The organism is Enterobacter sp. MGH119 (genome assembly GCF_001037675.1).
Taxonomy (GTDB): Bacteria; Pseudomonadota; Gammaproteobacteria; order Enterobacterales; family Enterobacteriaceae; genus Enterobacter; species Enterobacter hormaechei_C.
The window spans coordinates 677,125-702,082 of record NZ_KQ089929.1; the positions used below are offsets into that span (position 1 = coordinate 677,125).

Annotated in this window: 24 protein-coding genes; 14 read left to right on the top strand and 10 right to left on the bottom strand. The window is 56.3% G+C overall.

All coding sequences use genetic code 11. The annotated features are described in order from the left end of the window. Positions 1-34: 34 nt before the first annotated feature. Positions 35-1,768, bottom strand: a complete 1,734-nt coding sequence (gene argS / locus SK53_RS03155) for an arginine--tRNA ligase (RefSeq protein ID WP_032609527.1) — start codon at positions 1,766-1,768, stop codon at positions 35-37. Between the two features lie 238 nt (positions 1,769-2,006). Between argS and SK53_RS03160 the strand changes: the two genes are divergently transcribed. Then, positions 2,007-2,567: a VOC family protein gene (locus SK53_RS03160; RefSeq protein WP_045896070.1), complete on the top strand. Its 561-nt coding sequence runs from the start codon at positions 2,007-2,009 to the stop codon at positions 2,565-2,567. 78 nt (positions 2,568-2,645) lie between these two features. Next, positions 2,646-3,389, top strand: a complete 744-nt coding sequence (gene cutC / locus SK53_RS03165; protein WP_047653733.1) for a copper homeostasis protein CutC — start codon at positions 2,646-2,648, stop codon at positions 3,387-3,389. Between the two features lie 260 nt (positions 3,390-3,649). Here cutC and cmoB read toward each other — a convergent pair whose 3' ends face one another. From cmoB to SK53_RS03190, 5 genes are read right to left on the bottom strand one after another with little or no spacing between them, the layout of a single operon-like run. After that, a complete protein-coding gene (cmoB, locus tag SK53_RS03170; protein ID WP_022651447.1) occupies positions 3,650-4,621 on the bottom strand; it encodes a tRNA 5-methoxyuridine(34)/uridine 5-oxyacetic acid(34) synthase CmoB in 972 nt (323 codons plus the stop codon). Then, entirely contained in the window at positions 4,618-5,361 is a 744-nt protein-coding gene (cmoA, locus tag SK53_RS03175; RefSeq protein WP_048208502.1) for a carboxy-S-adenosyl-L-methionine synthase CmoA, read from the bottom strand. The genes cmoB and cmoA overlap by 4 nt, the downstream gene beginning before the upstream one ends. A gap of 40 nt (positions 5,362-5,401) precedes the next feature. Then, entirely contained in the window at positions 5,402-5,797 is a 396-nt protein-coding gene (locus SK53_RS03180) for an MAPEG family protein (RefSeq protein WP_003859737.1), read from the bottom strand. A gap of 51 nt (positions 5,798-5,848) precedes the next feature. Next, positions 5,849-6,667 (bottom strand): DUF72 domain-containing protein, encoded by an 819-nt coding sequence (locus tag SK53_RS03185; RefSeq protein ID WP_048208503.1) that lies wholly within the window; start codon positions 6,665-6,667, stop codon positions 5,849-5,851. Continuing rightward, the gene (locus tag SK53_RS03190) at positions 6,664-7,230 is read right to left on the bottom strand and encodes a hydrolase (protein ID WP_003859741.1); all 567 of its coding nucleotides are present in this window, start codon (positions 7,228-7,230) and stop codon (positions 6,664-6,666) included. The genes SK53_RS03185 and SK53_RS03190 overlap by 4 nt, the downstream gene beginning before the upstream one ends. 262 nt (positions 7,231-7,492) lie before the next feature. Between SK53_RS03190 and aspS the strand changes: the two genes are divergently transcribed. The 6 genes from aspS to ruvB all read left to right on the top strand — a co-directional run bounded on the left by aspS (position 7,493) and on the right by ruvB (position 12,748). Continuing rightward, positions 7,493-9,265: an aspartate--tRNA ligase gene (gene aspS, locus SK53_RS03195; protein WP_003859743.1), complete on the top strand. Its 1,773-nt coding sequence runs from the start codon at positions 7,493-7,495 to the stop codon at positions 9,263-9,265. A 1-nt stretch (position 9,266) separates the two neighbouring features. Then, the gene (nudB, locus tag SK53_RS03200; RefSeq protein WP_003859745.1) at positions 9,267-9,710 is read left to right on the top strand and encodes a dihydroneopterin triphosphate diphosphatase; all 444 of its coding nucleotides are present in this window, start codon (positions 9,267-9,269) and stop codon (positions 9,708-9,710) included. Positions 9,711-9,737: 27 nt separating this feature from the next. Continuing rightward, on the top strand, positions 9,738-10,478 hold the full coding sequence (locus tag SK53_RS03205; protein ID WP_003859747.1) for a YebC/PmpR family DNA-binding transcriptional regulator: 741 nt from the start codon (positions 9,738-9,740) through the stop codon (positions 10,476-10,478). Positions 10,479-10,512: 34 nt separating this feature from the next. Further along, on the top strand, positions 10,513-11,034 hold the full coding sequence (ruvC, locus tag SK53_RS03210; protein WP_003859749.1) for a crossover junction endodeoxyribonuclease RuvC: 522 nt from the start codon (positions 10,513-10,515) through the stop codon (positions 11,032-11,034). A gap of 80 nt (positions 11,035-11,114) precedes the next feature. Further along, the gene (gene ruvA / locus SK53_RS03215; RefSeq protein ID WP_003859751.1) at positions 11,115-11,729 is read left to right on the top strand and encodes a Holliday junction branch migration protein RuvA; all 615 of its coding nucleotides are present in this window, start codon (positions 11,115-11,117) and stop codon (positions 11,727-11,729) included. 8 nt (positions 11,730-11,737) lie between these two features. Then, positions 11,738-12,748: a Holliday junction branch migration DNA helicase RuvB gene (gene ruvB, locus SK53_RS03220; RefSeq protein ID WP_003859753.1), complete on the top strand. Its 1,011-nt coding sequence runs from the start codon at positions 11,738-11,740 to the stop codon at positions 12,746-12,748. Between the two features lie 52 nt (positions 12,749-12,800). On the opposite strand, the gene znuB is transcribed toward ruvB, so the two are convergent. Together znuB and znuC are read right to left on the bottom strand one after the other, a co-directional pair. Then, positions 12,801-13,586, bottom strand: a complete 786-nt coding sequence (gene znuB / locus SK53_RS03225; protein ID WP_003859755.1) for a zinc ABC transporter permease subunit ZnuB — start codon at positions 13,584-13,586, stop codon at positions 12,801-12,803. Next, positions 13,583-14,338, bottom strand: coding sequence for a zinc ABC transporter ATP-binding protein ZnuC (gene znuC, locus SK53_RS03230; protein WP_048208504.1), 756 nt, complete (start codon positions 14,336-14,338; stop codon positions 13,583-13,585). The genes znuB and znuC overlap by 4 nt, the downstream gene beginning before the upstream one ends. A 77-nt stretch (positions 14,339-14,415) precedes the next feature. Here znuC and znuA point away from each other — a divergent pair, with 77 nt between their 5' ends. From znuA to lpxM, 3 genes are all read left to right on the top strand, one after another. Continuing rightward, positions 14,416-15,360 carry a zinc ABC transporter substrate-binding protein ZnuA gene (gene znuA / locus SK53_RS03235; RefSeq protein WP_032610246.1) on the top strand — a complete coding sequence of 315 codons (945 nt, stop codon included), beginning with the start codon at positions 14,416-14,418 and terminating at the stop codon, positions 15,358-15,360. 15 nt (positions 15,361-15,375) lie between these two features. Then, positions 15,376-16,695 carry a murein DD-endopeptidase MepM gene (gene mepM, locus SK53_RS03240; protein ID WP_003859762.1) on the top strand — a complete coding sequence of 440 codons (1,320 nt, stop codon included), beginning with the start codon at positions 15,376-15,378 and terminating at the stop codon, positions 16,693-16,695. A 117-nt stretch (positions 16,696-16,812) separates the two neighbouring features. After that, positions 16,813-17,784 carry a lauroyl-Kdo(2)-lipid IV(A) myristoyltransferase gene (gene lpxM, locus SK53_RS03245; RefSeq protein WP_022651444.1) on the top strand — a complete coding sequence of 324 codons (972 nt, stop codon included), beginning with the start codon at positions 16,813-16,815 and terminating at the stop codon, positions 17,782-17,784. A 43-nt stretch (positions 17,785-17,827) separates the two neighbouring features. Here lpxM and pyk read toward each other — a convergent pair whose 3' ends face one another. Both pyk and SK53_RS03255 read right to left on the bottom strand, forming a co-directional pair. Further along, positions 17,828-19,270 (bottom strand): pyruvate kinase, encoded by a 1,443-nt coding sequence (gene pyk / locus SK53_RS03250; protein ID WP_003859767.1) that lies wholly within the window; start codon positions 19,268-19,270, stop codon positions 17,828-17,830. A 114-nt stretch (positions 19,271-19,384) separates the two neighbouring features. Further along, positions 19,385-20,254 (bottom strand): MurR/RpiR family transcriptional regulator, encoded by an 870-nt coding sequence (locus SK53_RS03255; protein WP_003859769.1) that lies wholly within the window; start codon positions 20,252-20,254, stop codon positions 19,385-19,387. Between the two features lie 356 nt (positions 20,255-20,610). Between SK53_RS03255 and zwf the strand changes: the two genes are divergently transcribed. From zwf to kdgA, 3 genes are all read left to right on the top strand, one after another. After that, complete coding sequence (gene zwf, locus SK53_RS03260; protein WP_003859771.1) at positions 20,611-22,086, top strand: glucose-6-phosphate dehydrogenase; 1,476 nt, start codon at positions 20,611-20,613, stop codon at positions 22,084-22,086. Positions 22,087-22,319: 233 nt separating this feature from the next. Continuing rightward, entirely contained in the window at positions 22,320-24,131 is a 1,812-nt protein-coding gene (gene edd / locus SK53_RS03265; RefSeq protein ID WP_032659039.1) for a phosphogluconate dehydratase, read from the top strand. 39 nt (positions 24,132-24,170) lie between these two features. After that, entirely contained in the window at positions 24,171-24,812 is a 642-nt protein-coding gene (gene kdgA, locus SK53_RS03270) for a bifunctional 4-hydroxy-2-oxoglutarate aldolase/2-dehydro-3-deoxy-phosphogluconate aldolase (RefSeq protein WP_003859774.1), read from the top strand. Positions 24,813-24,958: the final 146 nt, after the last annotated feature.

The window sequence follows — 24,958 nt, forward strand, 5'->3', positions numbered from 1 at the left end:
TAATAAAAAACCCGGCGCTTGCCGGGTTTATTTTTTACATACGCTCTACGGTTTCGATACCCAGAGTATCCAGACCGAGCTTCAGGGTCTTCGCCGTCAGCTGCGCGAGCTTCAGGCGGCTGTGGCGCACCGCTTCGCTCTCGGCAGAGAGGATAGGGCAGTGTTCGTAGAAGCCAGAGAACAGACCGGCCAGATCGTACAGGTAAGCACACATAACGTGCGGCGTACCGTCACGCGCGACCACGGAGAGCGTCTCTTCGAACTGAAGCAGGCGGGCAGCCAGCTGTGCTTCACGGTCTTCGGTAATAGACACCGTAGCATTCGCCAGCACGCTTTCGTCGATATTGGCTTTACGGAAGACGGAGAGTACGCGGGTATAAGCGTACTGCATGTATGGCGCCGTGTTGCCTTCAAACGCCAGCATGTTGTCCCAGTCGAAGATATAGTCGGTGGTACGGTTCTTGGAGAGATCCGCGTATTTCACCGCGCCAATTCCCACCGCGTTAGCAAGTTTCTCCAGCTCGTCAGCAGGCATGTCCGGGTTCTTCTCGGCCACCAGGCGACGCGCGCGTTCCAGCGCTTCATCCAGCAGATCGGAAAGCTTCACGGTGCCGCCCGCACGGGTTTTGAACGGCTTACCGTCTTTACCCAGCATCATGCCGAACATGTGATGTTCCAGCGGCACGGAATCCGGCACATAACCCGCTTTACGCACGATAGTCCACGCCTGCATCAGATGCTGATGCTGACGGGAGTCGATGTAATACAGCACGCGGTCCGCATGCAGGGTTTCGTAACGGTATTTCGCACAGGCGATGTCGGTGGTGGTGTAAAGATAGCCGCCATCCTTTTTCTGGACGATCACGCCCATCGGTTCGCCTTCCTTGTTTTTATACTCATCAAGGAACACCACCGTTGCGCCTTCGCTTTCCACCGCCAGATTTTTAGCTTTCAGGTCCGCCACAATGCCTGGCAGCATCGGGTTATACAGGCTTTCACCCATCACGTCGTCACGGGTCAGGGTCACGTTCAGACGATTATAGGTAAGCTGGTTCTGGGACATGGTAATGTCCACCAGCTTGCGCCACATCTCGAGGAAGTACGGGTCGCCACCTTGAAGTTTCACCACGTAGCTGCGCGCGCGCTCGGCGAAGGCTTCGTCTTCGTCATAGTGCTTTTTGGCTTCACGGTAGAAACCTTCCAGGTCTGCCAGCGCCATTTCGCCTGCGTTTTCCTGCTGCTGTTTTTCCAGATACGCGATCAGCATGCCGAACTGCGTGCCCCAGTCGCCTACGTGGTTAGCGCGGATCACCTTGTGACCAAGGAACTCCAGGGTACGCACTGCCGCGTCACCGATGATGGTGGAGCGCAGGTGACCGACGTGCATCTCTTTCGCCACGTTTGGCGCGGAGTAGTCAACCACCACAGTCTGCGCTTCTGGCTGAGCCACGCCCAGACGGTCAGATTTCAGCGCCGCGTCAACGTGGCTTGCCAGGAATGCAGGCTCAAGGAAAATGTTGATAAAGCCTGGACCGGCGATTTCGGTTTTGCTGGCGATGCCGGTGAGATCCAGATGCGTCAGTACCTGCTCAGCGAGCTGTCGCGGCGGCATGCCCAGTTTTTTAGCCACTGCCATCACGCCATTAGCCTGATAGTCGCCAAACTGTACTTTCGCTGACTGACGAACCTGTGGTTCGCAATCCGCAGGCGCACCTGCGGCAATCAGTGCCTGACTGACTTTTTCTGAGAGAAGAGCCTGAATATTCACCTGGATACCTTACGTTTTTGATGCGGGTAAAAAACACCCACGCCAGTTTAAGAATTTAGGGCGGGAGTATACTGCAAATGCCTTCGGGCGTCAGCCCTGCGGGGGGCGAAGATCGCTCAGAATCCAGGCGAAGACGGTATGCATAATCATGCAGTCGAAAAAACCGTGATTCTGCGGTTGGTCGACAGGGGGCAACAGAGTAAATTAGCGGCTTTGCTACACGAAACGAGACTGACCTATGGCGAACTGGCACACCATTGACGAACTGCATGATATTTCCGCAGATTTACCGCGCTTCACCCAGGCGTTCACAGAACTTGCCACCCGTCTCGGGCTGGATATCGCGCCGCTTGAGGCCGATCACATCTCTTTGCGCTGCCACCAGAATGCCACCGCCGAACGCTGGCGGCGTGGCTTTGAACAGTGCGGAGAACTGCTGTCGGAGAATATCATTAACGGTCGCCCGATCTGCCTGTTCAAACTTCATGCGCCGGTAACGGTGGCGCACTGGCAATTCACCGTTGTGGAACTGCCCTGGCCAGGAGAGAAGCGTTATCCGCACGAAGGCTGGGAGCATATCGAAATTGTTCTGCCTGGGGAGCCCGAGACGCTGAACGCCCGTGCGCTGACGCTGCTTTCCGACGAGGGGTTAAGCCAGCCGGGTATTTTCGTCAAAACCAGCTCGCCAAAAGGGGAGCGCGAACGCTTACCGAACCCTACGCTTGCCGTAACGGACGGCAACGTGACGGTGAAATTCCATCCCTGGACTATCGAGCAGATCATCGCCAGCGAAGCGTAAGCATTGTGAGCGTCGATCCAGACACCAATCGGGCAACGTGCCACGATGGTACGTTGAGTGAAATTTAAGGAGGATGACATGGCGCTGCTGGAAATTTGTTGTTACAGCGTGGAGTGTGCCGTCACTGCGCAACGGCACGGGGCCGATCGCATCGAGCTTTGCGCGGCACCGAAAGAAGGAGGATTAACCCCGTCCTCTGGCGTGCTGAAATCAGCCCGTCAGGCCATCACTATTCCGGTGCACCCGATTATTCGCCCGCGCGGCGGTGATTTTTGTTATACGGCGGGTGAGTTCAGTGCCATGCTTGAGGATATCGCCCTCGTCCGTGATTTAGGTTTTCCGGGGCTGGTGATCGGTGTACTGGACGAAGACGGCAACATCGATCTTCCGCGTATGCGTCAGGTCATGCGCGCCGCCCGGGGGATGGCGGTCACTTTTCATCGTGCGTTCGATATGTGTCAGGATCCGATACAAGCCTTTGATACGCTGGCAGAACTGGGCGTGGCGCGCGTTCTGACGTCGGGCCAGCAGTCCTCGGCTGAAAAAGGACTGAAATTAATTACGGAACTAAAAGCACATTCCGGTGTTCCAATAATCATGGCGGGCGCAGGAGTACGCGCCAGCAATCTGGAACTGTTTTTAAACGCAGAGGTGGAAGAGCTGCACAGCTCAGCGGGTAAATGGATACCTTCACCCATGCGTTATCGCAATACAGGGTTGTCAATGTCGACGGATGCTGAAGCGGATGAGTACTCGCGCTACGGTGTGGATGGAGAGTCGGTTGCGGTAATGAAATCGTTGATTGAACGTCATCACGTGTAGCAACGTACCGATTTTTACCGCGCATCATGTCGCCCAATATGATGCTTGCTTGTACCAGGCCCCTGCAAATTACACAGGGGCCTTTTTTTCTCCTTCATATTTCAAGCCGCAGCCGCGTTGGCCGCCTCGCTCACCCCGGTCACTTACTGATGTAAGCTCCCGGGGATTCGCTGCGTTGCCGCCTTGCTGCAACTTGAACTATTTTGGAGAAAACGTGCGACGCGTAGGCCGGGTAAGGCGCAGCCGCCACCCGGCACAAACTACGGCTTCGTCGCAATCAATACCGCACGCATCGGGGCCGGATAGCCTTCGATGGTTTTACTGTGATCGTCCGGGTCGAGGAATTGCTCCAGCGATTCGGTGATCATCCAGTCGGTGCGACGCTGTTCTTCAATCGACGTCACGCACACATCGGCGATGCGTACATCGACAAACCCACATTTCTCCAGCCAGTTCTTCAGCGCCAGCGCGGAAGGGATGAAGTAAACGTTGCGCATCTGCGCATAGCGATCGCCCGGCACCAGAACGGCATGTTCATCGCCTTCGATAACCAACGTTTCGAGCACCAGTTCGCCGCCGCTGACCAGCTGATCTTTCAATTGCCAGAGATGCTCCAGCGGGGAACGACGGTGGTACAGCACGCCCATCGAGAAAACGGTATCAAAGGCTTTCAGGGCCGGGAGTTGCTCGATACCCAGCGGCAACAGGTGCGCACGCTGGTCGTTACCCAACAGCTTACGCACCGCTTCAAACTGGCACAGGAACAGCTGCATCGGATCGATACCGATGACCAGATGCGCGCCTGCGCCGATCATGCGCCACATGTGATAGCCGCTACCGCAGCCCACGTCCAGAATGGTGCGCCCGGTCAGGTCGGATAAATGCGGCAGAACGCGATCCCACTTCCAGTCGGAGCGCCACTCGGTGTTGATGTTTACGCCGTAAAGTGAAAACGGCCCTTTGCGCCACGGCATCAGGTTGCGCATCAGCGTTTCGATGCGGTTGATCTGCCCGGCCGGGAGCGGCTCTTCGCTCTCCGCCGTCACGCTGTGCAGTAAATCCAGACGATGAGGCGTCAGTTCAGGCAGAAACTCCACGGCGTTGGACCACTGCTTCAACAGACCATGCTGCTGATCGCGCTGCCAGGTGGCAATTTGCGCAGGCAGGGTTTCCAGCCAGTGGGAAAGATGGTTTTTGGCAATCAGCTGATAGAAATTACCGAACTCGATCATGCTGCGTCTCCGGCTTTCAGCGCCACCAGAGAACCAAAGTTAAAGCACTGGAACCACAGTTCGCTGTGTTCAAATCCGGCTTTGCGCAGGCGCGCTTTGTGGGTTTCTACGGAATCCGTCAGCATGACGTTTTCAAGCATGCTGCGCTTCTGGCTGATCTCCAGCTCGCTGTAGCCATTTGCACGCTTGAAATCATGGTGCATGTTGAACAGCAGTTCGCCCACGCTGGCATCTTCAAAGCTGAATTTCTCAGATAACACCAGCGCGCCGCCCGGGTTCAGGCCTTGATAAATTTTATCCAGCAACCGCTGACGATCGTCCGGCACCAGGAACTGAAGGGTAAAGTTCAGGACCACCATCGAGGCGTTCTGGATGTCGATATCGCGGATATGGCCTTCTACCACCTCCACAGGCGTAGGGGCTTTATACGCGTCAATGTGGCGACGGCAGCGTTCGACCATGGCCGGTGAGTTATCGACAGCCACAATCTTGCAGCCTTCGTGATGAACGTTACGACGAATGGACAGCGTTGCCGCTCCCAGCGAACAGCCCAGGTCATAGACCTGCGTGCCGGGTTGAACAAAACGCTCCGCCAGCATGCCGATCATGGAGATAATATTGGAATAACCGGGAACAGAGCGCTGGATCATATCCGGGAAGACTTCGGCTACCCGTTCATCAAAGGTCCAGTCGCCCAGGCTGGCGATAGGCGCGGAAAAAAGCGTGTCGCGATCTGACATAACGTAAAAATCCGGGAAAAATAAAGGGGCATATTGTGCGCTAATGGAAGGAGAAAACCAACTCCCACGGCATATACCAAAGGTTAGCCAGCACCATCAGCAAAAGCGAGCACCAGGTCGCGCTCATGCCGGAACGACGCCAGCGGATCAGGCGATGGTGAAAACCATAATAATGCATCAAACGCCCTGCTATCAGCAGCAGCCCGCAGACGTGCACCATCCAGGTTTCAGCGCCATCCATCTCCATTAACAGCAGTAAAATTAACGCGACGGGAATGTACTCGACCGCGTTGCCGTGGATCCGGATTGCGCTTTGCAGCTCAGAAAAGCCCCCGTCACCGTACGAGACGCGGTACTGCATTCTCAGGCGCACAACATCAAATGAAAACTTAATCAGCAGTAATGCACCTAACACCGCATACAGCGCGCTGACCATACTAACTCCCTGTTTTTGGCAGATGGCACGTCTCTATGATAGGGGGTGATTTCAGAAAAGAGAAGATTGTTGTGGGATGGACGGCGCGGGGCCAACCGACGGAACCGCCTGCTGCAAGGCCTGCCAGAGAGCATCGACCAGTTCAGGCGCCTGTGCGATATCCGGCGTATGTAAAAAAAGGTACGGCGTGGTGGTGTGCTCCCATTTCGCCAGCGTTTGCAGCCAGACGGCGAACATCTCCTCATTTTGCTGCATGTTATCGCTGCCGATAAACCGGACCATCGGGTTCTGCGCCGTTACGATCGCATGGACGGGCACTTTCGGTTTTTTGCGCTGGGCATCAACAACGGCTTCGCTGTGCGGGATTGCGCTGTGCACGGGGCGGCTGTCGAGGATCACGCGGTTGACCGATCGTTGATGCAGGCCGCGATTGAGCGCTTTCTCCGCGTCGCCTTTGGCAAAGAATTCCGGATGCCTCACTTCTACGCCGTAGGTGAAATCAAGTGGCAGGGCCTCGAGAAACTGCCAGAGGGCGGGCAGGTCGCGTGGGCCAAACGTGGCGGGAAGCTGGAGCCAGTACTGGCCAATACGGTTGGCCAGAGGCGACATCCGGGTGAAAAACTCGTGGGTTAAATCATCGCAGTTGCGCAGCGCGGCGTTGTGGGAGATGGTCGCCGGGAATTTAAAGCAAAAGCGGAAGTCGTCGGTGGTTTGCTCGCGCCAGCGTTCGACGATCTCCGCGCGGGGTAGAGCGTACAGCGTGGTATTGCCCTCCACGCAGTTAAAGTGTCGGGCATACTCTTCAAGGCTGGTAATACCCAGGCGCACCCATTTCGGGTGCGACCACTGGGGCAGGCCCACGTACATCATAGCGCGCTGAGGATCTCATCCGTGCTGCGCACGCGACCGATACGCGGGAAGATATGGGTCATGCTGCCCTGGTGCTGATCCGCAGAGGCTGCGCTGCACGCATCTTCCGCGATCACCAGGTTAAAGCCCAGCTCCCAGGCGTTACGGGCGGTGGATTCCACACCAATGTTGGTGGAGATCCCGCACAGAATAATCGTGTCGATCCCGCGACGGCGCAGCTGGAGCTCCAGGTCGGTGCCGTAGAATGCGCCCCACTGGCGTTTGGTGACTTCTATATCGCCGTCGCGTTTACCGAGCGAGACAGGATATGTCCACCAGTTGTCCGGCAGCGCCTGCGCCGGGGCCTGAGCATCAACCGGCTGTTTTAACGCTTCGGCGAAATCAGCGGACCAGCCGACGCGCACCATAACAACAGGCGAGCCGCTGGCGCGACATTTTTCTGCCAGGCGCGCAGCGCGGCTGACCACATCGTCAGCGGTGTGCGGACCACCGGCAAAAGGCAGAATGCCTTCCTGTAAATCAATGACCACAAGGGCGGTTTTGGTGGCATCAAGTGTAAACATCGTCGCTCCCGTCAAATGATTGCTTTTCTACACCTTACGACGTGATGGCCTGTTATCGGTCGGATAATTTTGTTAATTTTTGTGAGAATAGGCAATAAGAGTTCAGCAAACGCGCGTCAGGCCGTGCTTCGCTCTTATCGTGCGGCAGAATTTCCAGTATAATAGCCGCCTTTTTTCATCCAGTTGTGACATACAGAAAGCTGCGACATCGTAGCCTGCGAGACAGGCGACAATCAGCCTGCGGCTAATTAAGGGATATCTCATGCGTACAGAATATTGCGGGCAGCTGCGTCAGTCCCACGTCGGGCAGCAGGTCACCCTGTGTGGTTGGGTCAATCGTCGTCGCGATCTTGGTAGCCTTATCTTTATTGATATGCGTGACCGCGAAGGTATCGTTCAGGTGTTCTTCGATCCGGATCGCGCTGATGCGTTGAAGCTGGCTTCTGAGCTGCGCAATGAGTTCTGCATTCAGGTGACGGGCACCGTGCGTGCGCGTGACGAGAAAAACGTCAACGCCGACATGGCGACCGGCGCTATCGAAGTGCTGGCGTCCGATCTGACGATCATCAACCGCGCGGAAGCGTTGCCGCTGGACTCCAACCACGTCAACACCGAAGAAGCGCGTCTGAAATACCGCTACCTGGATCTGCGTCGTCCGGAAATGGCTCAGCGCCTGAAAACCCGTGCGAAAATCACCAGCCTGGTGCGCCGTTTTATGGATGACCACGGTTTCCTTGATATCGAAACCCCGATGCTGACCAAAGCCACGCCGGAAGGCGCGCGCGATTACCTGGTGCCATCCCGCGTCCATAAAGGCAAATTCTATGCGCTGCCGCAGTCTCCACAGCTGTTCAAACAGCTGCTGATGATGTCTGGCTTCGATCGCTACTATCAGATCGTGAAATGCTTCCGCGACGAAGACCTGCGCGCTGACCGTCAGCCAGAATTTACCCAGATCGATGTGGAAACCTCCTTCATGACCGCTGAGCAGGTGCGTGAAGTGATGGAAGCCCTGGTACGTAGCCTGTGGAACGACGTGAAAGGCGTCGAACTGGGCGATTTCCCAATCATGACCTTCGCGGAAGCCGAGCGTCGCTACGGCTCCGACAAACCAGACCTGCGTAACCCGATGGAGCTGGTGGACGTGGCAGACCTGGTGAAAGCCGTTGAGTTCGCGGTCTTTGCTGGCCCGGCTAACGATCCGAAAGGCCGCGTGGCGGCACTGCGCGTGCCGGGCGGAGCGGCTCTGAGCCGTAAGCAGATCGACGACTACGGCAACTTCATCAAGATCTACGGCGCGAAAGGTCTGGCCTATATTAAAGTGACCGAGCGTGCGAAAGGTCTGGAAGGTATCACCAGCCCGGTGGCGAAATTCCTGAACGCGGACATCGTGGAAGCGATCCTGGAGCGCACCGGCGCGCAGGACGGCGACATGATCTTCTTCGGTGCAGATAACAAGAAAGTGGTTGCGGATGCGATGGGCGCGCTGCGTCTGAAGCTCGGCAAAGACCTGAACCTGACCGACGAAAGTAAATGGGCGCCGCTGTGGGTGATCGACTTCCCGATGTTTGAAGACGACGGTGAAGGCGGCCTGACCGCGATGCACCACCCGTTCACCTCGCCAAAAGACATGACGCCGGCAGAGCTGAAGGCAGCACCGGAAGACGCAGTGGCAAACGCCTACGATATGGTCATCAACGGCTACGAAGTGGGCGGTGGTTCCGTGCGTATTCACAGCGGTGAAATGCAGCAGACCGTGTTCGGCATCCTGGGCATCAACGAACAGGAGCAGCGCGAGAAGTTCGGCTTCCTGCTGGACGCGCTGAAATACGGTACGCCTCCGCACGCGGGTCTGGCTTTCGGTCTTGACCGTCTGACCATGCTGCTGACCGGCACCGATAACATCCGTGATGTGATCGCCTTCCCGAAAACCACTGCCGCCGCGTGTCTGATGACCGAAGCGCCAAGCTTTGCCAACCCGGCCGCACTGGCTGAGCTGGGCATTGAGGTGGTGAAGAAGGAAGAGAAAAACTGATATGGCATATAAGCGTCCCGTTTCGGTTCTGGTGGTCATTTATGCAGAAGACACGAAGCGGGTGCTGATGTTGCAGCGGCGCGACGATCCGGATTTCTGGCAGTCGGTTACCGGCAGCCTGGAAGAGGGGGAGACCGCACCGCAGGCCGCCGCGCGTGAAGTAAAGGAAGAGGTCGCCATTGATGTTGCTTACGAGCAACTGACCCTGAAGGACTGTCAGCGCACGGTGGAGTTTGAAATTTTTAGCCATTTACGTCATCGCTATGCACCGGGAATTGAGCGCAATACGGAATCATGGTTCTGCCTTGCGCTTCCCCATGAGCGGGAGATCGTGTTCACGGAACACCTGACCTACCGCTGGGTGGATGCGGCGGATGCCGCCGCACTGACCAAGTCGTGGAGCAACCGGCAGGCGATTGAAGAATTTGTAATTAACGCTGCCTGAGAAGGCGCGATTTTTGGAGAACTTTTTATGGCAGGTCATAGTAAGTGGGCCAACACCAAACACCGCAAAGCGGCACAGGATGCCAAACGCGGTAAAATCTTTACCAAAATCATTCGTGAGCTGGTGACAGCGGCGCGTCTGGGCGGCGGCGATCCGGCCTCTAACCCACGTCTGCGCGCAGCGGTGGATAAAGCCCTGTCCAACAACATGACGCGTGACACCCTGAACCGTGCAATCGCACGTGGCGTGGGCGGTGATGAAGACGCGAACATGGAAACCATCATTTATGAAGGTTACGGTCCTGGCGGTACGGCGGTGATGGTTGAGTGCCTGTCCGACAACCGTAACCGTACCGTTGCGGAAGTGCGCCACGCGTTCACCAAAACCGGCGGCAACCTGGGCACTGACGGTTCTGTAGCGTACCTGTTCAGCAAAAAAGGCGTCATCTCCTTCGAGAAAGGCGACGAAGATGCGATCATGGAAGCGGCGCTGGAAGCCGGTGCGGAAGACGTGGTGACCTACGACGACGGCGCTATTGATGTTTACACCGCATGGGAAGAGATGGGGGCCGTGCGTGATGCGCTGGAAGCGGCTGGCCTGAAGGCGGATAACGCTGAAGTCTCCATGATCCCGTCTACCAAAGCGGACATGGATGCGGAAACCGCACCGAAACTGCTGCGTCTGATCGACATGCTCGAAGACTGCGACGACGTACAGGAAGTGTACCACAACGGTGAAATCTCTGATGAGGTTGCAGCGACTCTCTGATGAGAGCGTGTAGATCCGTTACAGGAGACGCGTGATGTCGATTATTCTCGGGATTGACCCAGGCTCACGCGTCACCGGGTATGGCGTTATCCGTCAGGTGGGACGCCAGTTAACCTACCTCGGCAGTGGGTGTATTCGCACCAAAGTGGACGATCTGCCGTCGCGCCTGAAGCTCATCTATGCGGGCGTGTCGGAGATCATCACCCAGTTTCAGCCGGACTATTTCGCCATCGAGCAGGTCTTTATGGCGAAAAATGCTGACTCGGCGTTAAAGCTCGGTCAGGCGCGCGGCGTGGCGATTGTTGCCGCCGTGAACCAGGATCTGCCGGTGTTCGAGTATGCGGCCCGTCAGGTTAAGCAGACGGTGGTGGGCATTGGTAGCGCGGAGAAAAGCCAGGTGCAGCACATGGTGCGTACCCTGCTGAAGCTCCCTGCGAACCCGCAGGCCGACGCCGCGGATGCGCTGGCCATTGCGATTACCCACTGTCACGTCAGCCAGAATGCGATGCAAATGAGCGAGTCGCGGCTCAATCTGGCGCGAGGCAGGTTACGATAATGACAAATCAGGCTGGATGTTTATCCAGCCTTTTTTTATTATGTCGGCAGATAATTTCTTCCAGAACGCAGGAGCGTCACGTGATAGGCAGACTCAGAGGCATCATCATTGAAAAACAACCCCCGTTAGTGCTGCTGGAAGTGGGTGGCGTGGGCTATGAAGTCCATATGCCGATGACCTGCTTCTACGAGCTGCCGGAGGCGGGCAAAGAGGCGGTTGTCTTTACCCAGTTTGTGGTGCGTGAAGACGCTCAGCTGCTGTACGGATTCAATAACAAACAGGAACGCACCCTGTTCCGCGAATTGATCAAAACCAACGGCGTCGGGCCGAAGCTGGCGCTTGCGATTCTGTCCGGTATGTCAGCGCCACAGTTTGTGAACGCCGTTGAGCGTGAAGATCCGGCTGCGTTAATTAAACTTCCGGGCATCGGGAAGAAAACTGCCGAGCGTTTAATTGTCGAGATGAAGGACCGCTTTAAAGGTCTGCATGGTGATCTGTTCACGCCGGCAGCCGATCTGGTGCTGACTTCCCCGGGCGCGCCTGCATCGGATGATGATGCCGAGCAGGAAGCGGTTGCCGCGCTGGTGGCGCTGGGCTATAAACCTCAGGAGGCCAGCCGGATGGTGAGCAAAATTGCTAAACCGGATGCCAGCAGTGAAACCCTGATTCGTGAAGCGCTGCGCGCTGCATTGTGAGGTAAAGGATGATTGAAGCAGACCGCCTGGTATCGGCAGGCACCATTCAGCCAGATGACGTGGTGGATCGCGCGATCCGTCCCAAACTGCTGGATGAGTATATCGGCCAGCCGCAGGTTCGTTCTCAGATGGAGATTTTCATCCAGGCGGCAAAGCTGCGCGGCGATGCGCTCGATCACCTGCTGATTTTTGGTCCGCCGGGGTTAGGTAAAACCACCCTGGCGAATATCGTCGCCAACGAAATGGGCGTTAACCTGCGTACCACTTCCGGCCCGGTACTGGAGAAAGCAGGGGACCTGGCGGCGATGCTGACCAACCTCGAACCGCATGACGTGCTGTTTATCGACGAGATCCATCGCCTGTCGCCGGTGGTGGAGGAAGTGCTCTATCCGGCAATGGAGGATTACCAGCTGGATATCATGATCGGTGAAGGTCCGGCCGCGCGCTCGATCAAAATCGATCTGCCACCGTTTACCCTGATTGGCGCCACGACCCGCGCCGGCTCGCTGACCTCTCCACTGCGTGACCGTTTTGGTATCGTGCAGCGTCTGGAGTTTTATCAGGTGCCCGACCTTCAGCATATTGTGGGGCGCAGCGCGCGCTACATGGGGCTGGATATGAGCGAAGAGGGGGCGTTTGAAGTGGCGAAGCGCTCCCGCGGTACGCCGCGTATCGCCAACCGCCTGCTGCGCCGGGTGCGTGACTTTGCCGAGGTGAAGCACGACGGCACTATATCGGCCGAGATCGCCGCCCAGGCGCTGGATATGCTGAACGTCGATGCTGAAGGTTTTGACTATATGGACCGTAAGCTGCTGCTGGCGGTGCTGGATAAGTTCTTTGGCGGGCCAGTAGGGCTGGATAACCTGGCGGCGGCAATTGGCGAAGAGCGTGAGACTATCGAAGATGTGCTGGAGCCGTATCTGATCCAGCAAGGCTTCTTGCAGCGTACCCCGCGCGGTCGTATGGCGACGGTGCGGGCGTGGAATCATTTCGGCATTACGCCGCCCGCGATGCCGTAAGTAGCGATAAATTCTAGCCCCGGTAAGCGAAGCGCCACCGGGGACATGCTGACTACTGCGCGGTCTTTTTCATCATACTGAAAATAAACAACACCGCCGCGCACAATACCACCGACGGCCCCGCTGGCGTGTCATAAAACGCCGAGAAGGTTAACCCGCCCGTCACCGCAATCATTCCGATAATCACCGCGATACCGGCCATTTGCTCCGGCGTACGCGCAAAACGGCGCGCCGTGGCGGCAGGGATTATCAACAGCGACGTGATGATCAGCGCGCCGACAAACTTCATCGCCACGCCGATGGTTAACGCCGTCACCAGCATCAACAGCAGCTTCACGCGCTGAAGCTTCACGCCGTCGACAAAGGCCAGATCCGGGCTGACGGTCATCGCCAGTAAACTCCGCCACTGCCACAGCAGGATCCCGAGCACCACCGCCACGCCAATGGCAATGGAAATGAGATCTTCGGGCGTGACGGCCAGCAGATCGCCAAACAGGTAGGCCATCAGATCTACGCGGATGTTTGACATCAGGCTCACTACCACCAGGCCCAGCGACAGGGCGCTGTGCGCCATAATGCCGAGCAGGGTATCAATTGCCAGGTGAGGGCGTTTTTCCAGCCAGACCAGACCGGCAGCCAGCAGCAGCGTGACGACAATCACCGCATAAAACGGGTTCACGTCCAGTAATAAACCAAACGCGACACCCAGCAATGAAGCATGGGCCAGCGTATCGCCGAAATAGGACATTCTGCGCCAGACGACAAACGAGCCGAGTGGACCCGCGGCGCAGGCAAGCATAATCCCGGCCAGCCAGCCGGGCAGTAACAGTTCAATCATGAGTGTCCATTTCCCCGACGCAGGACAATTCGTCCCTGTAAATCATGGCGGTGATTGTGATTATGGCGATAGATGCCCAGCTGTTCGGCGCCACGATGGCCAAACATGGAGATAAATTCGGGATGCATTGACACCACTTCCGGCGTGCCGGAACAACAAATGTGATGGTTCAGGCACAGTACTTCGTCGGTTTTGGCCATCACCAGATGCAGATCATGGGAGACCATCAGCACCGCGCAGTTAAGCTCCCGACGGAGCTGGTCAATCAGATCGTACAGCGCAACCTGACCGTTGACGTCAACACCCTGCGTCGGCTCGTCCAGGACCAGCAGCTGAGGGCTGCTGAGCAGGGCACGGGCAAGCAATACGCGCTGGGTTTCACCGCCCGACAGCTTTTGCAAGGGCGCCTCAACAAGATGTCCCGCCTGAACGCGTTTCAGCGCCGGGAGGATATCCGCTTTACGCGTACCGGGACGGAGGCGCAGGAAGAGGCTCACCGTCAGGGGCAGGGTGGCATCAAGATGTAATTTTTGCGGCACATAGCCGATACGCAATTTGTCTTCGCGGACGATAACACCTGCGTCAGGGGCTACCAGGCCTAATACGACGCGCACCAGCGTCGATTTGCCTGCACCGTTAGGGCCGAGCAGCGTGAGTATTTTGCCGGGCTTCAGATTCAGCGACACGTCAGAAAGGACGCGGCGCTGGCCGAATGAGACCGAAACATTTTCAAGAGAAACTAAAGTCGTCATGTCAATTTAAGCTTGCAGAAGTCATCGAATGTTATAATATCACATTCCACGCATTCATTACGATGATTAGTCGCATTATGTTACAGAAAAATACGCTTCTTTTCGCAGCTTTATCCGCTGCTCTTTGGGGTACAACAGCACAAGATGTTAACGCCGCTGTTGTCGCTTCGCTTAAACCGCTTGGATTTATCGCCTCTGCCATCGCGGACGGGATCACTGAGACACAGGTTCTGCTGCCTGACGGGGCTTCCGAGCATGATTATTCTCTGCGTCCATCTGATGTAAAACGCTTACAGAACGCGGACTTAGTCGTCTGGATTGGTCCTGAGATGGAAGCGTTCATGCAGAAGTCAGCCAGACAGCTTCCCGCTGAGAAACAGGTGACGATTGCCGGGCTGTCCGGCGTGAAACCGTTACTCATGAAAGGAGCTGAGGACGAGGGTGATGAGCATGACCACGACCATGCTCATGGTGAAAAAGGTGACGACCATCACCATCACGGTGAATACAACATGCATCTCTGGCTCTCCCCAGAGATAGCGCGGCTTACAGCGGTTGCAATCCACGACAAATTAGTGGAACTTATGCCGCAAAGTCGAATCAAACTCGACGCCAACCTGAAGGATTTTGAGGCTCAATTAGCCGCAACCGACAAACAGGTGGGTAACGAGCTCGCACCGCTTAAAGGAAAAGGGTACTTCGTTTTTCATGATGCCTACGGGTATTACGAGAAACATTACGGTCTGACCCCGCTGGGGCATTTTACCGTCAACCCTGAAATTCAGCCTGGTGCGCAGCGTTTACATGAAATCAGAACACAGTTGGTTGAGCAAAAAGCGACATGCGTTTTTGCTGAGCCACAGTTCAGGCCAGCGGTCGTAGAAGCCGTGGCCAGGGGAACATCCGTGCGCATGGGAACCCTTGACCCGCTAGGTACGAACATCCAGTTGAGCAAAGCGAGCTATTCGCAGTTCCTCAGCCAACTGGCGAATCAGTATGCGAGCTGCCTGAAAGGAGATTAACGAGGAAGTGAATACGTGCAACAGATAGCCCGCTCTGTCGCCCTGGCATTTAACAATCTGCCTCGACCCCACCGCGTTATGCTGGGGTCGCTTACAGTTCTCACATTAGCGGTCGCCGTCTGGCGGCCCTATGTTTACCACCCGAGTTCCGCCCCAATCATCAAAACCATCGAACTGGAGAAGAGCGAGATCCGCTCTCTGCTGCCCGAGGCCAGCGAGCCTATCGATCAGGCCGCTCAGGAAGATGAAGCGATTCCCCAGGATGAGCTGGATGACAAGATCCAGAATGAAGCTGGCATTCATGAATATGTTGTATCCACTGGCGATACGCTGAGCAGCGTCCTGAACCAGTACGGTATCGACATGGGCAACATCAGCCAGCTCGCCGCATCCGATAAAGAGCTGCGTAACCTGAAAATTGGTCAGCAACTTTCCTGGACCTTAACGCCCGACGGCGATCTGCAACGTTTGACCTGGGAGATGTCCCGTCGCGAAACCCGCACCTACGATCGCACTGCAAACGGTTTCAAAATGACCAGTGAATTGCAGCAGGGCGACTGGGTTAACAGCGTCATGAAAGGGACCGTCGGCGGCAGCTTTGTTTCCAGCGCACGCGATGCCGGCCTGACCAGCGCTGAAATCAGCTCGGTGATCAAAGCCATGCAGTGGCAGATGGATTTCCGCAAACTGAAAAAAGGCGATCAGTTCTCTGTCCTGATGTCCCGCGAAATGCTGGACGGTAAGCGCGAGCAGAGCCAGCTGGTGGGCGTTCGTCTGCGTTCAGACGGCAAAGACTACTACGCTATTCGCGCGGAAGACGGTAAGTTCTATGACCGCAGCGGTACGGGTCTGGCAAAAGGCTTCCTGCGTTTCCCAACGGCGAAACAGTTCCGCGTCTCCTCCAACTTTAACCCGCGTCGTCTGAACCCGGTAACGGGCCGCGTAGCGCCGCACCGTGGCGTTGACTTCGCTATGCCGCAGGGCACGCCAGTGCTGGCGGTAGGAGATGGTGAAGTGGTCATGGCGAAACGCAGCGGTGCTGCTGGCTATTACGTTGCTATTCGTCACGGTCGTACGTACACCACCCGCTACATGCACCTGCGTAAACTGCTGGTCAAACCGGGCCAGAAGGTGAAACGTGGCGATCGCATCGCGCTGTCCGGTAACACCGGCCGGTCGACGGGGCCGCACCTGCACTATGAAGTGTGGATCAACCAGCAGGCGGTTAACCCGCTGACGGCGAAACTGCCGCGCACCGAAGGGCTGACCGGGAAAGATCGCAAAGATTACCTGGCGCAGGTGAAAGAGGTGATGCCGCAGCTGCGCTTCGACTAAGCTCTCCTGATTTAAAAAGCCGGCGTCAGTATGCGCCGGCTTTTTCTTTTGTGCGCGGGCGGCAGCCTCGCTACACTATCCGCATATATTTTTGCGTCACCAGACCCTGGAACCCGCATGGAAACCAAAAAAAACAATATTGAGTACATTCCTGAGTTTGAAAAATCTTTTCGCCACCCGCGTAACTGGGGCGCCTGGATTGGCGTATACGCGTTTGCTGGCATGGCGTTGCTACCTGCTTCCCTCCGCGATCCGGTGCTCGGTAAAGTGGGGCGCCTGGCAGGGCGCTTGGGTAAAAGCGCGCGCCGACGCGCGCAAATAAACCTGTTGTACTGTTTCCCGGATAAAAGCGACGCCGAACGCGAAGCAATCATTGATGACATGTATACCACTGCGCCGCAGGCGATGGCGATGATGGCGGAACTGGCGCTGAAAGGGCCGGAGAAGATCGTCGAACGCGTTGACTGGAAAGGGCTGGAGATCATCGACGAGATGCGTCGCAATGATGAAAAGGTGATTTTCCTGGTGCCGCACGGCTGGGGGGTCGACATTCCGGCGATGTTAATGGCGTCGCAGGGCCAGAAAATGGCGGCGATGTTCCATAATCAGGGAAACAAAATCTACGATTTCGTCTGGAATACCGTGCGCCGTCGCTTTGGCGGACGCTTGCACGCCCGAAACGATGGCATTAAGCCTTTCATTCAGTCGGTACGTCAGGGTTACTGGGGCTACTATCTGCCCGATCAGGACCATGGTCCTGAGCACAGCGAGTTTGTCGATTTCTTCGCAACCTATAAAGCCACGCTACCAGCGATTGGTCGCCTGATGAAAGTCTGCCGCGCCCGCGTGATCCCACTGTTCCCGGCTTATGACGGTAAAACGCATCGCCTGAGCATTGAGGTACGTCCGCCGATGGACGATCTGCTGACCGCAGACGATCACACCATCGCACGCCGCATGAATGAAGAGGTGGAAGTGCTGGTGGGGCCGCATAAGGAGCAATATACGTGGATCCTGAAGCTGCTCAAAACGCGTAAACCTGGCGAAACAGAGCCGTACAAGCGTAAAGAACTTTTCCCGAAGAAATAGGAAACCTTCACCCCTCTCCCCTTAGGGGAGAGGGGATCAGAGCTTACTCTACGGTCAGTACGCGGGTGGTATTGGTTGAGCCGATGGTGCTCATCACGTCACCCTGCGTCACGATAACGATATCACCGGATACCAGATAACCTTTGTCGCGCAGCAGGTTCACGGCATCGTGCGCGGCGGCCACGCCGTCGTTGGTGCTGTCGAAGTATACTGGCGTCACGCCGCGATACAGCGCCGTCAGGTTCAGCGTACGCTCGTGACGGGACATGGCGAAGATCGGCAGACCGGAGCTGATACGGGACGTCATTAGCGCGGTACGGCCAGATTCGGTCATGGTGATGATCGCCGTGACCCCTTTCAGGTGGTTGGCTGCGTACATCGCGGACATCGCGATCGCTTCTTCCACATTGTCGAACTGGATATCCAGGCGGTGCTTGGAGACGTTAATGCTTGGGATCTTCTCTGCACCCAGGCAGACGCGCGCCATGGCGGCCACGGTTTCCGCCGGATACTGGCCCGCCGCGGTTTCCGCTGACAGCATCACCGCGTCAGTACCATCCAGCACGGCGTTCGCCACGTCCATGACTTCTGCACGGGTCGGCATTGGGTTGGTGATCATGGATTCCATCATCTGGGTGGCGGTGATCACCGCGCGGTTCAGCTGACGCGCGCGACGGATCAGCGCTTTCTGGATACCGACCAGTTCAGGGTCGCCAATTTCCACGCCCAGGTCACCACGGGCAACCATCACCACGTCAGACGCCAGGATCACGTCGTCCATCGCGTCCTGATCGCAGACCGCTTCAGCGCGTTCCACTTTTGCAACGATTTTCGCATCGCAGCCTGCATCGCGCGCCAGGCGGCGAGCATAGTTCAGATCTTCACCGCAGCGCGGGAAGGAGACGGCCAGATAATCCACGCCGATCTGCGCTGCGGTCACGATATCCGCTTTGTCTTTATCGGTCAGCGCTTCGGCAGACAGGCCACCGCCGAGTTTGTTGATGCCTTTGTTGTTGGAGAGCGGGCCGCCGACGGTCACTTCGGTGAACACCTTCATACCCTGAACTTCCAGCACTTTCAGCTGTACGCGTCCGTCGTCCAGCAGCAGGATGTCGCCAGGCACAACGTCAGCAGGCAGACCTTTGTAGTCGATACCCACTTTTTCCTTATCGCCTTCACCTTTGCTCAGGTTGGCGTCCAGCAGGAATTTATCGCCGATGTTGAGGAAGACTTTGCCTTCTTTAAAGGTCGATACGCGGATTTTTGGACCTTGCAGGTCACCGAGGATAGCAACATGGCGGCCCAGTTTAGCTGCGATTTCACGCACTTTGTCGGCACGTAATTTATGGTCTTCTGGCGTACCGTGAGAGAAGTTCATACGCACCACGTTAGCACCCGCGGCGATAATCTTTTCGAGGTTATTATCGCGGTCGGTGGCCGGGCCTAAGGTGGTGACGATCTTGGTTCTGCGAAGCCTTCTGGACATGTAATACTCCGTTGACTGAAACAACTTTGGTGTTGCGTGAACATAGAATCGGCCTTCATCTATCGCAATGCAGTAGCGAGGGGACCGAATGCCGTAAATCGTACTTCGTCGTTATTAGGGAACATCGCTCTTTATAAGCAATTCTTTATCAAAACGCGATTCTTTCAGGGCTTCCTTGACCCGCTTCAAGTTATCCCGGAATTTTGCGCCCCGGCGTAAGGTAAAACCGGTCGCCAGCACGTCGATGACCGTCAACTGCGCCAGGCGGGAGACCATCGGCATGTACATGTCGGTATCCTCCGGTACGTCCAGGGTAATGGCGAGCGTCGCTTCCCGGGCGAGCGGCGTACCTGCCGTCGTCAGGGCGATGACCATCGCATCGTTGTCACGCGCGAGCTGCGCCAGCTCCACCTGGCTCTTGGTGCGGCCCGTATGAGAGATGAGTACCACGACATCATCTTCGCTACAATTCATACAGCTCATGCGTTGCAGCACAATGTCATCGGAGTAAATCACCGGCACGTTAAAGCGAAAGAACTTATTCATGGCGTCATGCGCCACGGCGGCGGACGAGCCAAGGCCAAAGAAGGCAATCCGTTTGGCCTGCGTGAGAAGATCGACCGCGCGATTCACTGAACTCATGTCCAGAGACTGGCGAACGTGGTCGAGCGTGGCCATTGCCGATTCAAATATTTTTGCGGTGTATGCATCAACGCTGTCGTCTTCATCGACATTGCGATTAACATACGGGGTGCCGTTTGCCAGACTTTGGGCCAGATGCAGTTTAAAATCAGGAAAGCCGCGCGTGTCCAGACTACGACAGAATCGATTGACCGTCGGTTCGCTGACGCCCGATTCCTGTGCCAGAGCGGCGATGCTTGAATGAATCGCCTGAGCGGGCGCGGCGAGAATAACTTCAGCCACTTTGCGCTCGGATTTGCTAAGGTGTTCCAGTTGAAACTGGATTTTTTCCAGCATGTTCATTGTTAACAAGACGCTCATGAGGGCATAAACGATTTCATAAAGAGATGAAACCTTGATTCGATTTAGCCGATATTACCCCCAGGACTCCCGAAAGGGTAATCGTCGACAAGAAATGTTGTTGTTTTTTTTCATTACTTGATCGACGTCGGGTTTTGCTCTGACCCCGTTGCGCAAAGAATCGACGTTTGTTGCGTCATCAGACGGGCGTAATGGCCCAGGCGACGAAAAATCACCGTATCGCACGCGACGTTAAGCGCTAATGGTTTCAGGAAACGCGTAAAAGCAGTACAGTGCATTGTAATAAAATTACAACGATACCTGGCAGAGTACCAGGCGATCTAACTGAGGAGAATGACATGGCGGTAACGCAAACAGCCCAGGCATGTGACCTGGTCATTTTCGGCGCGAAAGGCGATCTTGCACGCCGAAAATTGCTGCCTTCCCTGTATCAGCTCGAAAAAGCGGGCCAGATCCATCCCGACACCCGGATCCTTGGGGTAGGGCGCGCAGACTGGGATAAGGAGGCTTATACCAAAGTCGTGCGTGAGGCGCTCGAAACGTTCATGAAAGAGAAAATCGATGAAAGCCTTTGGGATAAGCTGAGCGGGCGTCTCGATTTCTGCAACCTGGACGTCAACGATGTAGGCGCCTTTACCCGTCTGGGTGAAATGCTTGACCAGGAAAATCGTGTCACTATTAACTATTTCGCCATGCCGCCAAGCACCTTCGGCGCCATCTGCAAAGGTCTGGGCGAGGCGAAGCTGAACGCTAAACCGGCGCGCGTAGTGATGGAGAAACCGCTGGGTACGTCGCTGGCGACCTCGCGTGAAATCAACGACCAGGTAGGCGAGTTCTTTGAGGAGTGTCAGGTTTACCGTATTGACCACTATCTGGGCAAAGAGACGGTACTGAACCTGCTGGCGCTGCGTTTTGCCAACTCCCTGTTTGTGAACAACTGGGACAACCGCACTATCGACCACGTGGAAATTACCGTGGCGGAAGAGGTGGGCATCGAAGGCCGTTGGGGCTACTTCGACCAGGCCGGCCAGATGCGTGACATGATCCAGAACCACCTGCTGCAAATTCTGTGCATGATTGCCATGTCTCCACCGTCAGATCTGACGGCCGACAGCATTCGTGACGCTAAAGTGAAAGTGCTGAAATCACTGCGCCGTATTGACCGCTCCAACGTGCGTGAGAAAACCGTGCGCGGCCAGTACACCGCAGGTTTTGCCCAGGGGAAAAAAGTTCCTGGCTATCTGGAAGAAGAGGGCGCGAACAAGTCCAGCAACACCGAGACGTTTGTGGCGATCCGCGTGGATATCGACGACTGGCGCTGGGCCGGTGTGCCGTTCTACCTGCGTACCGGGAAACGTCTGCCGGCAAAATGCTCCGAAGTGGTGGTCTACTTCAAAAATCCGGAACTGAACCTGTTCAAAGAATCCTGGCAGGAACTGCCGCAGAATAAACTGACCATCCGTCTTCAACCGGACGAGGGTGTGGATATTCAGATCCTGAACAAAGTGCCGGGTCTTGATCACAAACACAACCTGCAAACCACCAAGCTCGACCTGAGCTACTCTGAAACCTTCAACCAGACGCATCTGGCCGACGCTTACGAGCGTCTGCTGCTGGAAACCATGCGTGGTATCCAGGCGCTGTTCGTCCGCCGCGATGAAGTGGAAGAGGCGTGGAAGTGGGTCGACTCCATCACCGAAGCGTGGGCAGCCGATCAGGACGCGCCAAAACCGTATCAGGCGGGAACATGGGGACCTGTCGCCTCCGTTGCGATGATCACCCGTGATGGCCGCTCCTGGAACGAGTTTGAATAACCACCTTCTCTAGCACAAAGGTGTTATTTTACCGGTAACATGATCTAACACAGCAAGTGGCATAATTTTTATCTTTTAAGCTCCGCGTGGATTCACCCGCGGAGCTTTTTTTATTACACTCCCTTCAGACATTTTGCCCCTGTGCTCCGGATATCAGGCGTTTCAGCGTTGTTAACAACCGTCAGAAACTGTGTAAACTCCCGAGCCTGGAAAGATAAATTAGAGGAGCTTTTATGAATCCGACATTGTTACGCGTAACACAACGCATTGTTGAACGCTCGCAAGAGACCCGTGCTGCCTACCTTGCCCGCATCGAACAGGCGAAGAGTGAAACGGTCCATCGCTCACAGCTGGCCTGCGGGAATCTGGCCCACGGCTTTGCGGCCTGCCAGCCTGGTGATAAAGACGCGCTGAAAAGCATGTTGCGTAACAATATCGCCATCATTACCTCCTATAACGACATGCTTTCAGCCCACCAGCCGTATGAGGTCTACCCGTCTATCATCCGCAATGCGCTGCACAGCGTGAACGCGGTGGGCCAGGTTGCAGGCGGCGTGCCGGCCATGTGTGATGGCGTAACCCAGGGCCAGGACGGTATGGAACTGTCCCTGCTGAGCCGCGAAGTGATCGCCATGTCGGCGGCAGTGGGCCTGTCTCACAATATGTTTGATGGCGCGCTCTATCTGGGCGTGTGCGACAAAATCGTCCCGGGGCTGGTGATGGCCGCGCTGTCGTTTGGCCATCTGCCAGCGATTTTTGTGCCGTCAGGCCCGATGGCAAGCGGTCTGCCAAACAAGGAAAAAGTCCGTATCCGCCAGCTGTATGCCGAAGGAAAAGCGGACCGTCAGGCACTGCTGGAAGCGGAAGCCGCGTCTTATCACGCGCCGGGCACCTGTACGTTCTACGGTACGGCCAACACCAACCAGATGGTGGTGGAGTTTATGGGGATGCAGCTACCGGGCTCGTCGTTCATCCAGCCGGATGCGCCACTGCGTAAAGCGCTGACCGAAGCCGCAGCCCGTCAGGTGACGCGCCTGACCGGTAACGGCAACGAGTGGATGCCAATGGGCAAAATGGTGGATGAAAAAGTCATCGTCAACGGGATTGTCGCCCTGCTGGCGACCGGCGGTTCAACCAACCATACCATGCACCTTGTCGCGATGGCGCGCGCGGCGGGCATTCTGATTAACTGGGATGACTTCTCCGATATCTCCTCTGTGGTACCGCTGATGGCGCGTCTGTACCCGAACGGTCCGGCGGACATCAACCACTTCCAGGCCGCGGGCGGCGTGCCGGTGCTGATGCGCGAGCTGCTGAAAGGCGGCCTGCTGCATGAGGATGTCAACACGGTGGCGGGCTTTGGCCTGCATCGCTATACCCTTGAACCCTGGCTGAACAACGGTGAGCTGGACTGGCGCGAAGGAGCGAGCGACTCGCTCGATCCTCAGGTTATCGCAACCTTCGAACAGCCGTTCTCTCCTCACGGCGGCACCAAAGTGCTGAGCGGTAACCTTGGACGTGCCGTGATGAAAACCTCTGCCGTGCCGGAAGAGAATCAGGTGATTGAAGCCCCGGCGGTGGTGTTTGAAAGCCAGCACGACGTTTTACCTGCTTTTGACGCGGGTCTGCTTGATAAAGACTGTGTGGTCGTGGTGCGTCATCAGGGACCAAAAGCGAACGGGATGCCAGAATTACATAAACTTATGCCGCCGCTTGGTGTATTATTGGACCGCCGTTTCAAAATTGCACTGGTGACCGATGGACGCCTCTCGGGGGCATCCGGTAAAGTGCCTTCAGCGATTCATGTCACCCCGGAAGCCTACGACGGCGGCCTGCTGGCGAAAGTGCGTGATGGTGACATGATCCGCGTTAACGGTCAGACAGGCGAGTTAACCCTGCTGGTGGACGAAGCAGAGCTGGCGGCGCGTCAGCCACATATTCCTGACCTGAGCGCATCCCGCGTGGGTACCGGACGCGAAATGTTTGGTGCGTTGCGTGAGAAACTCTCCGGTGCGGAGCAGGGCGCAACCTGTATTACGTTTTAAGACGACTTGATTTTAACGATCTGGCGAGAGAAAACTCTGATGAAAAACTGGAAAACAAGTGCAGAAGCAATCCTGACTACTGGCCCTGTCGTGCCGGTTATTGTGGTAAACAAACTGGAGCACGCTGTCCCAATGGCGAAGGCGCTGGTTGCGGGTGGCGTTCGTGTTCTGGAAGTGACCCTGCGTACGGCCTGTGCGATGGATGCGATTCGCGCTATCGCCAAAGAAGTGCCGGAAGCGATCATCGGTGCAGGTACGGTTCTGAATGCGCAGCAGCTGGCGGAAGTGACCGAAGCGGGCGCACAGTTTGCCATCAGCCCGGGGCTGACCGAGCCCCTGCTGAAAGCCGCAACCGAAGGTTCTATTCCGCTGATCCCGGGTATCAGCACCGTTTCTGAACTGATGCTGGGCATGGACTACGGCCTGAAAGAGTTCAAATTCTTCCCGGCTGAAGCGAACGGCGGCACCAAAGCGTTGCAGGCGATTGCGGGCCCATTCTCCCAGGTGCGTTTCTGCCCAACGGGCGGCATCTCTCCGGCCAACTACCGTGACTACCTGGCGCTGAAAAGCGTGCTGTGCATCGGTGGCTCCTGGCTGGTTCCGGCGGATGCGCTGGAAGCAGGCGACTGGGATCGCATCACTAAACTGGCTCGCGAAGCGGTAGAAGGCGCGAAACAGTAACAAATGCCCAATGCATAAAGCAGGCCCTCTGGCCTGATGCTGGTCACTTTATGTGACCAGCATGTATAAGTTCTTCTTCTCTACACAACATTTCTAATATCCCTAACCCCAGGCGTATTATTTTTCATTATTAAATAATCCTTCAC

Excerpts from the sequence above, each read along its gene's own strand:
- SK53_RS03160 (WP_045896070.1), top strand. The coding sequence starts at position 2,007 with ATGGCGAACTGGCACACCATTGACGAACTGCATGATATTTCCGCAGAT.
- cutC (WP_047653733.1), top strand. The coding sequence starts at position 2,646 with ATGGCGCTGCTGGAAATTTGTTGTTACAGCGTGGAGTGTGCCGTCACT.
- cmoB (WP_022651447.1), bottom strand. The coding sequence starts at position 4,621 with ATGATCGAGTTCGGTAATTTCTATCAGCTGATTGCCAAAAACCATCTT.
- cmoA (WP_048208502.1), bottom strand. The coding sequence starts at position 5,361 with ATGTCAGATCGCGACACGCTTTTTTCCGCGCCTATCGCCAGCCTGGGC.
- SK53_RS03180 (WP_003859737.1), bottom strand. The coding sequence starts at position 5,797 with ATGGTCAGCGCGCTGTATGCGGTGTTAGGTGCATTACTGCTGATTAAG.
- SK53_RS03185 (WP_048208503.1), bottom strand. The coding sequence starts at position 6,667 with ATGATGTACGTGGGCCTGCCCCAGTGGTCGCACCCGAAATGGGTGCGC.
- SK53_RS03190 (WP_003859741.1), bottom strand. The coding sequence starts at position 7,230 with ATGTTTACACTTGATGCCACCAAAACCGCCCTTGTGGTCATTGATTTA.
- aspS (WP_003859743.1), top strand. The coding sequence starts at position 7,493 with ATGCGTACAGAATATTGCGGGCAGCTGCGTCAGTCCCACGTCGGGCAG.
- nudB (WP_003859745.1), top strand. The coding sequence starts at position 9,267 with ATGGCATATAAGCGTCCCGTTTCGGTTCTGGTGGTCATTTATGCAGAA.
- SK53_RS03205 (WP_003859747.1), top strand. The coding sequence starts at position 9,738 with ATGGCAGGTCATAGTAAGTGGGCCAACACCAAACACCGCAAAGCGGCA.
- ruvC (WP_003859749.1), top strand. The coding sequence starts at position 10,513 with ATGTCGATTATTCTCGGGATTGACCCAGGCTCACGCGTCACCGGGTAT.
- ruvB (WP_003859753.1), top strand. The coding sequence starts at position 11,738 with ATGATTGAAGCAGACCGCCTGGTATCGGCAGGCACCATTCAGCCAGAT.
- znuB (WP_003859755.1), bottom strand. The coding sequence starts at position 13,586 with ATGATTGAACTGTTACTGCCCGGCTGGCTGGCCGGGATTATGCTTGCC.
- znuC (WP_048208504.1), bottom strand. The coding sequence starts at position 14,338 with ATGACGACTTTAGTTTCTCTTGAAAATGTTTCGGTCTCATTCGGCCAG.
- znuA (WP_032610246.1), top strand. The coding sequence starts at position 14,416 with ATGTTACAGAAAAATACGCTTCTTTTCGCAGCTTTATCCGCTGCTCTT.
- lpxM (WP_022651444.1), top strand. The coding sequence starts at position 16,813 with ATGGAAACCAAAAAAAACAATATTGAGTACATTCCTGAGTTTGAAAAA.
- pyk (WP_003859767.1), bottom strand. The coding sequence starts at position 19,270 with ATGTCCAGAAGGCTTCGCAGAACCAAGATCGTCACCACCTTAGGCCCG.
- SK53_RS03255 (WP_003859769.1), bottom strand. The coding sequence starts at position 20,254 with ATGAACATGCTGGAAAAAATCCAGTTTCAACTGGAACACCTTAGCAAA.
- zwf (WP_003859771.1), top strand. The coding sequence starts at position 20,611 with ATGGCGGTAACGCAAACAGCCCAGGCATGTGACCTGGTCATTTTCGGC.
- edd (WP_032659039.1), top strand. The coding sequence starts at position 22,320 with ATGAATCCGACATTGTTACGCGTAACACAACGCATTGTTGAACGCTCG.
- kdgA (WP_003859774.1), top strand. The coding sequence starts at position 24,171 with ATGAAAAACTGGAAAACAAGTGCAGAAGCAATCCTGACTACTGGCCCT.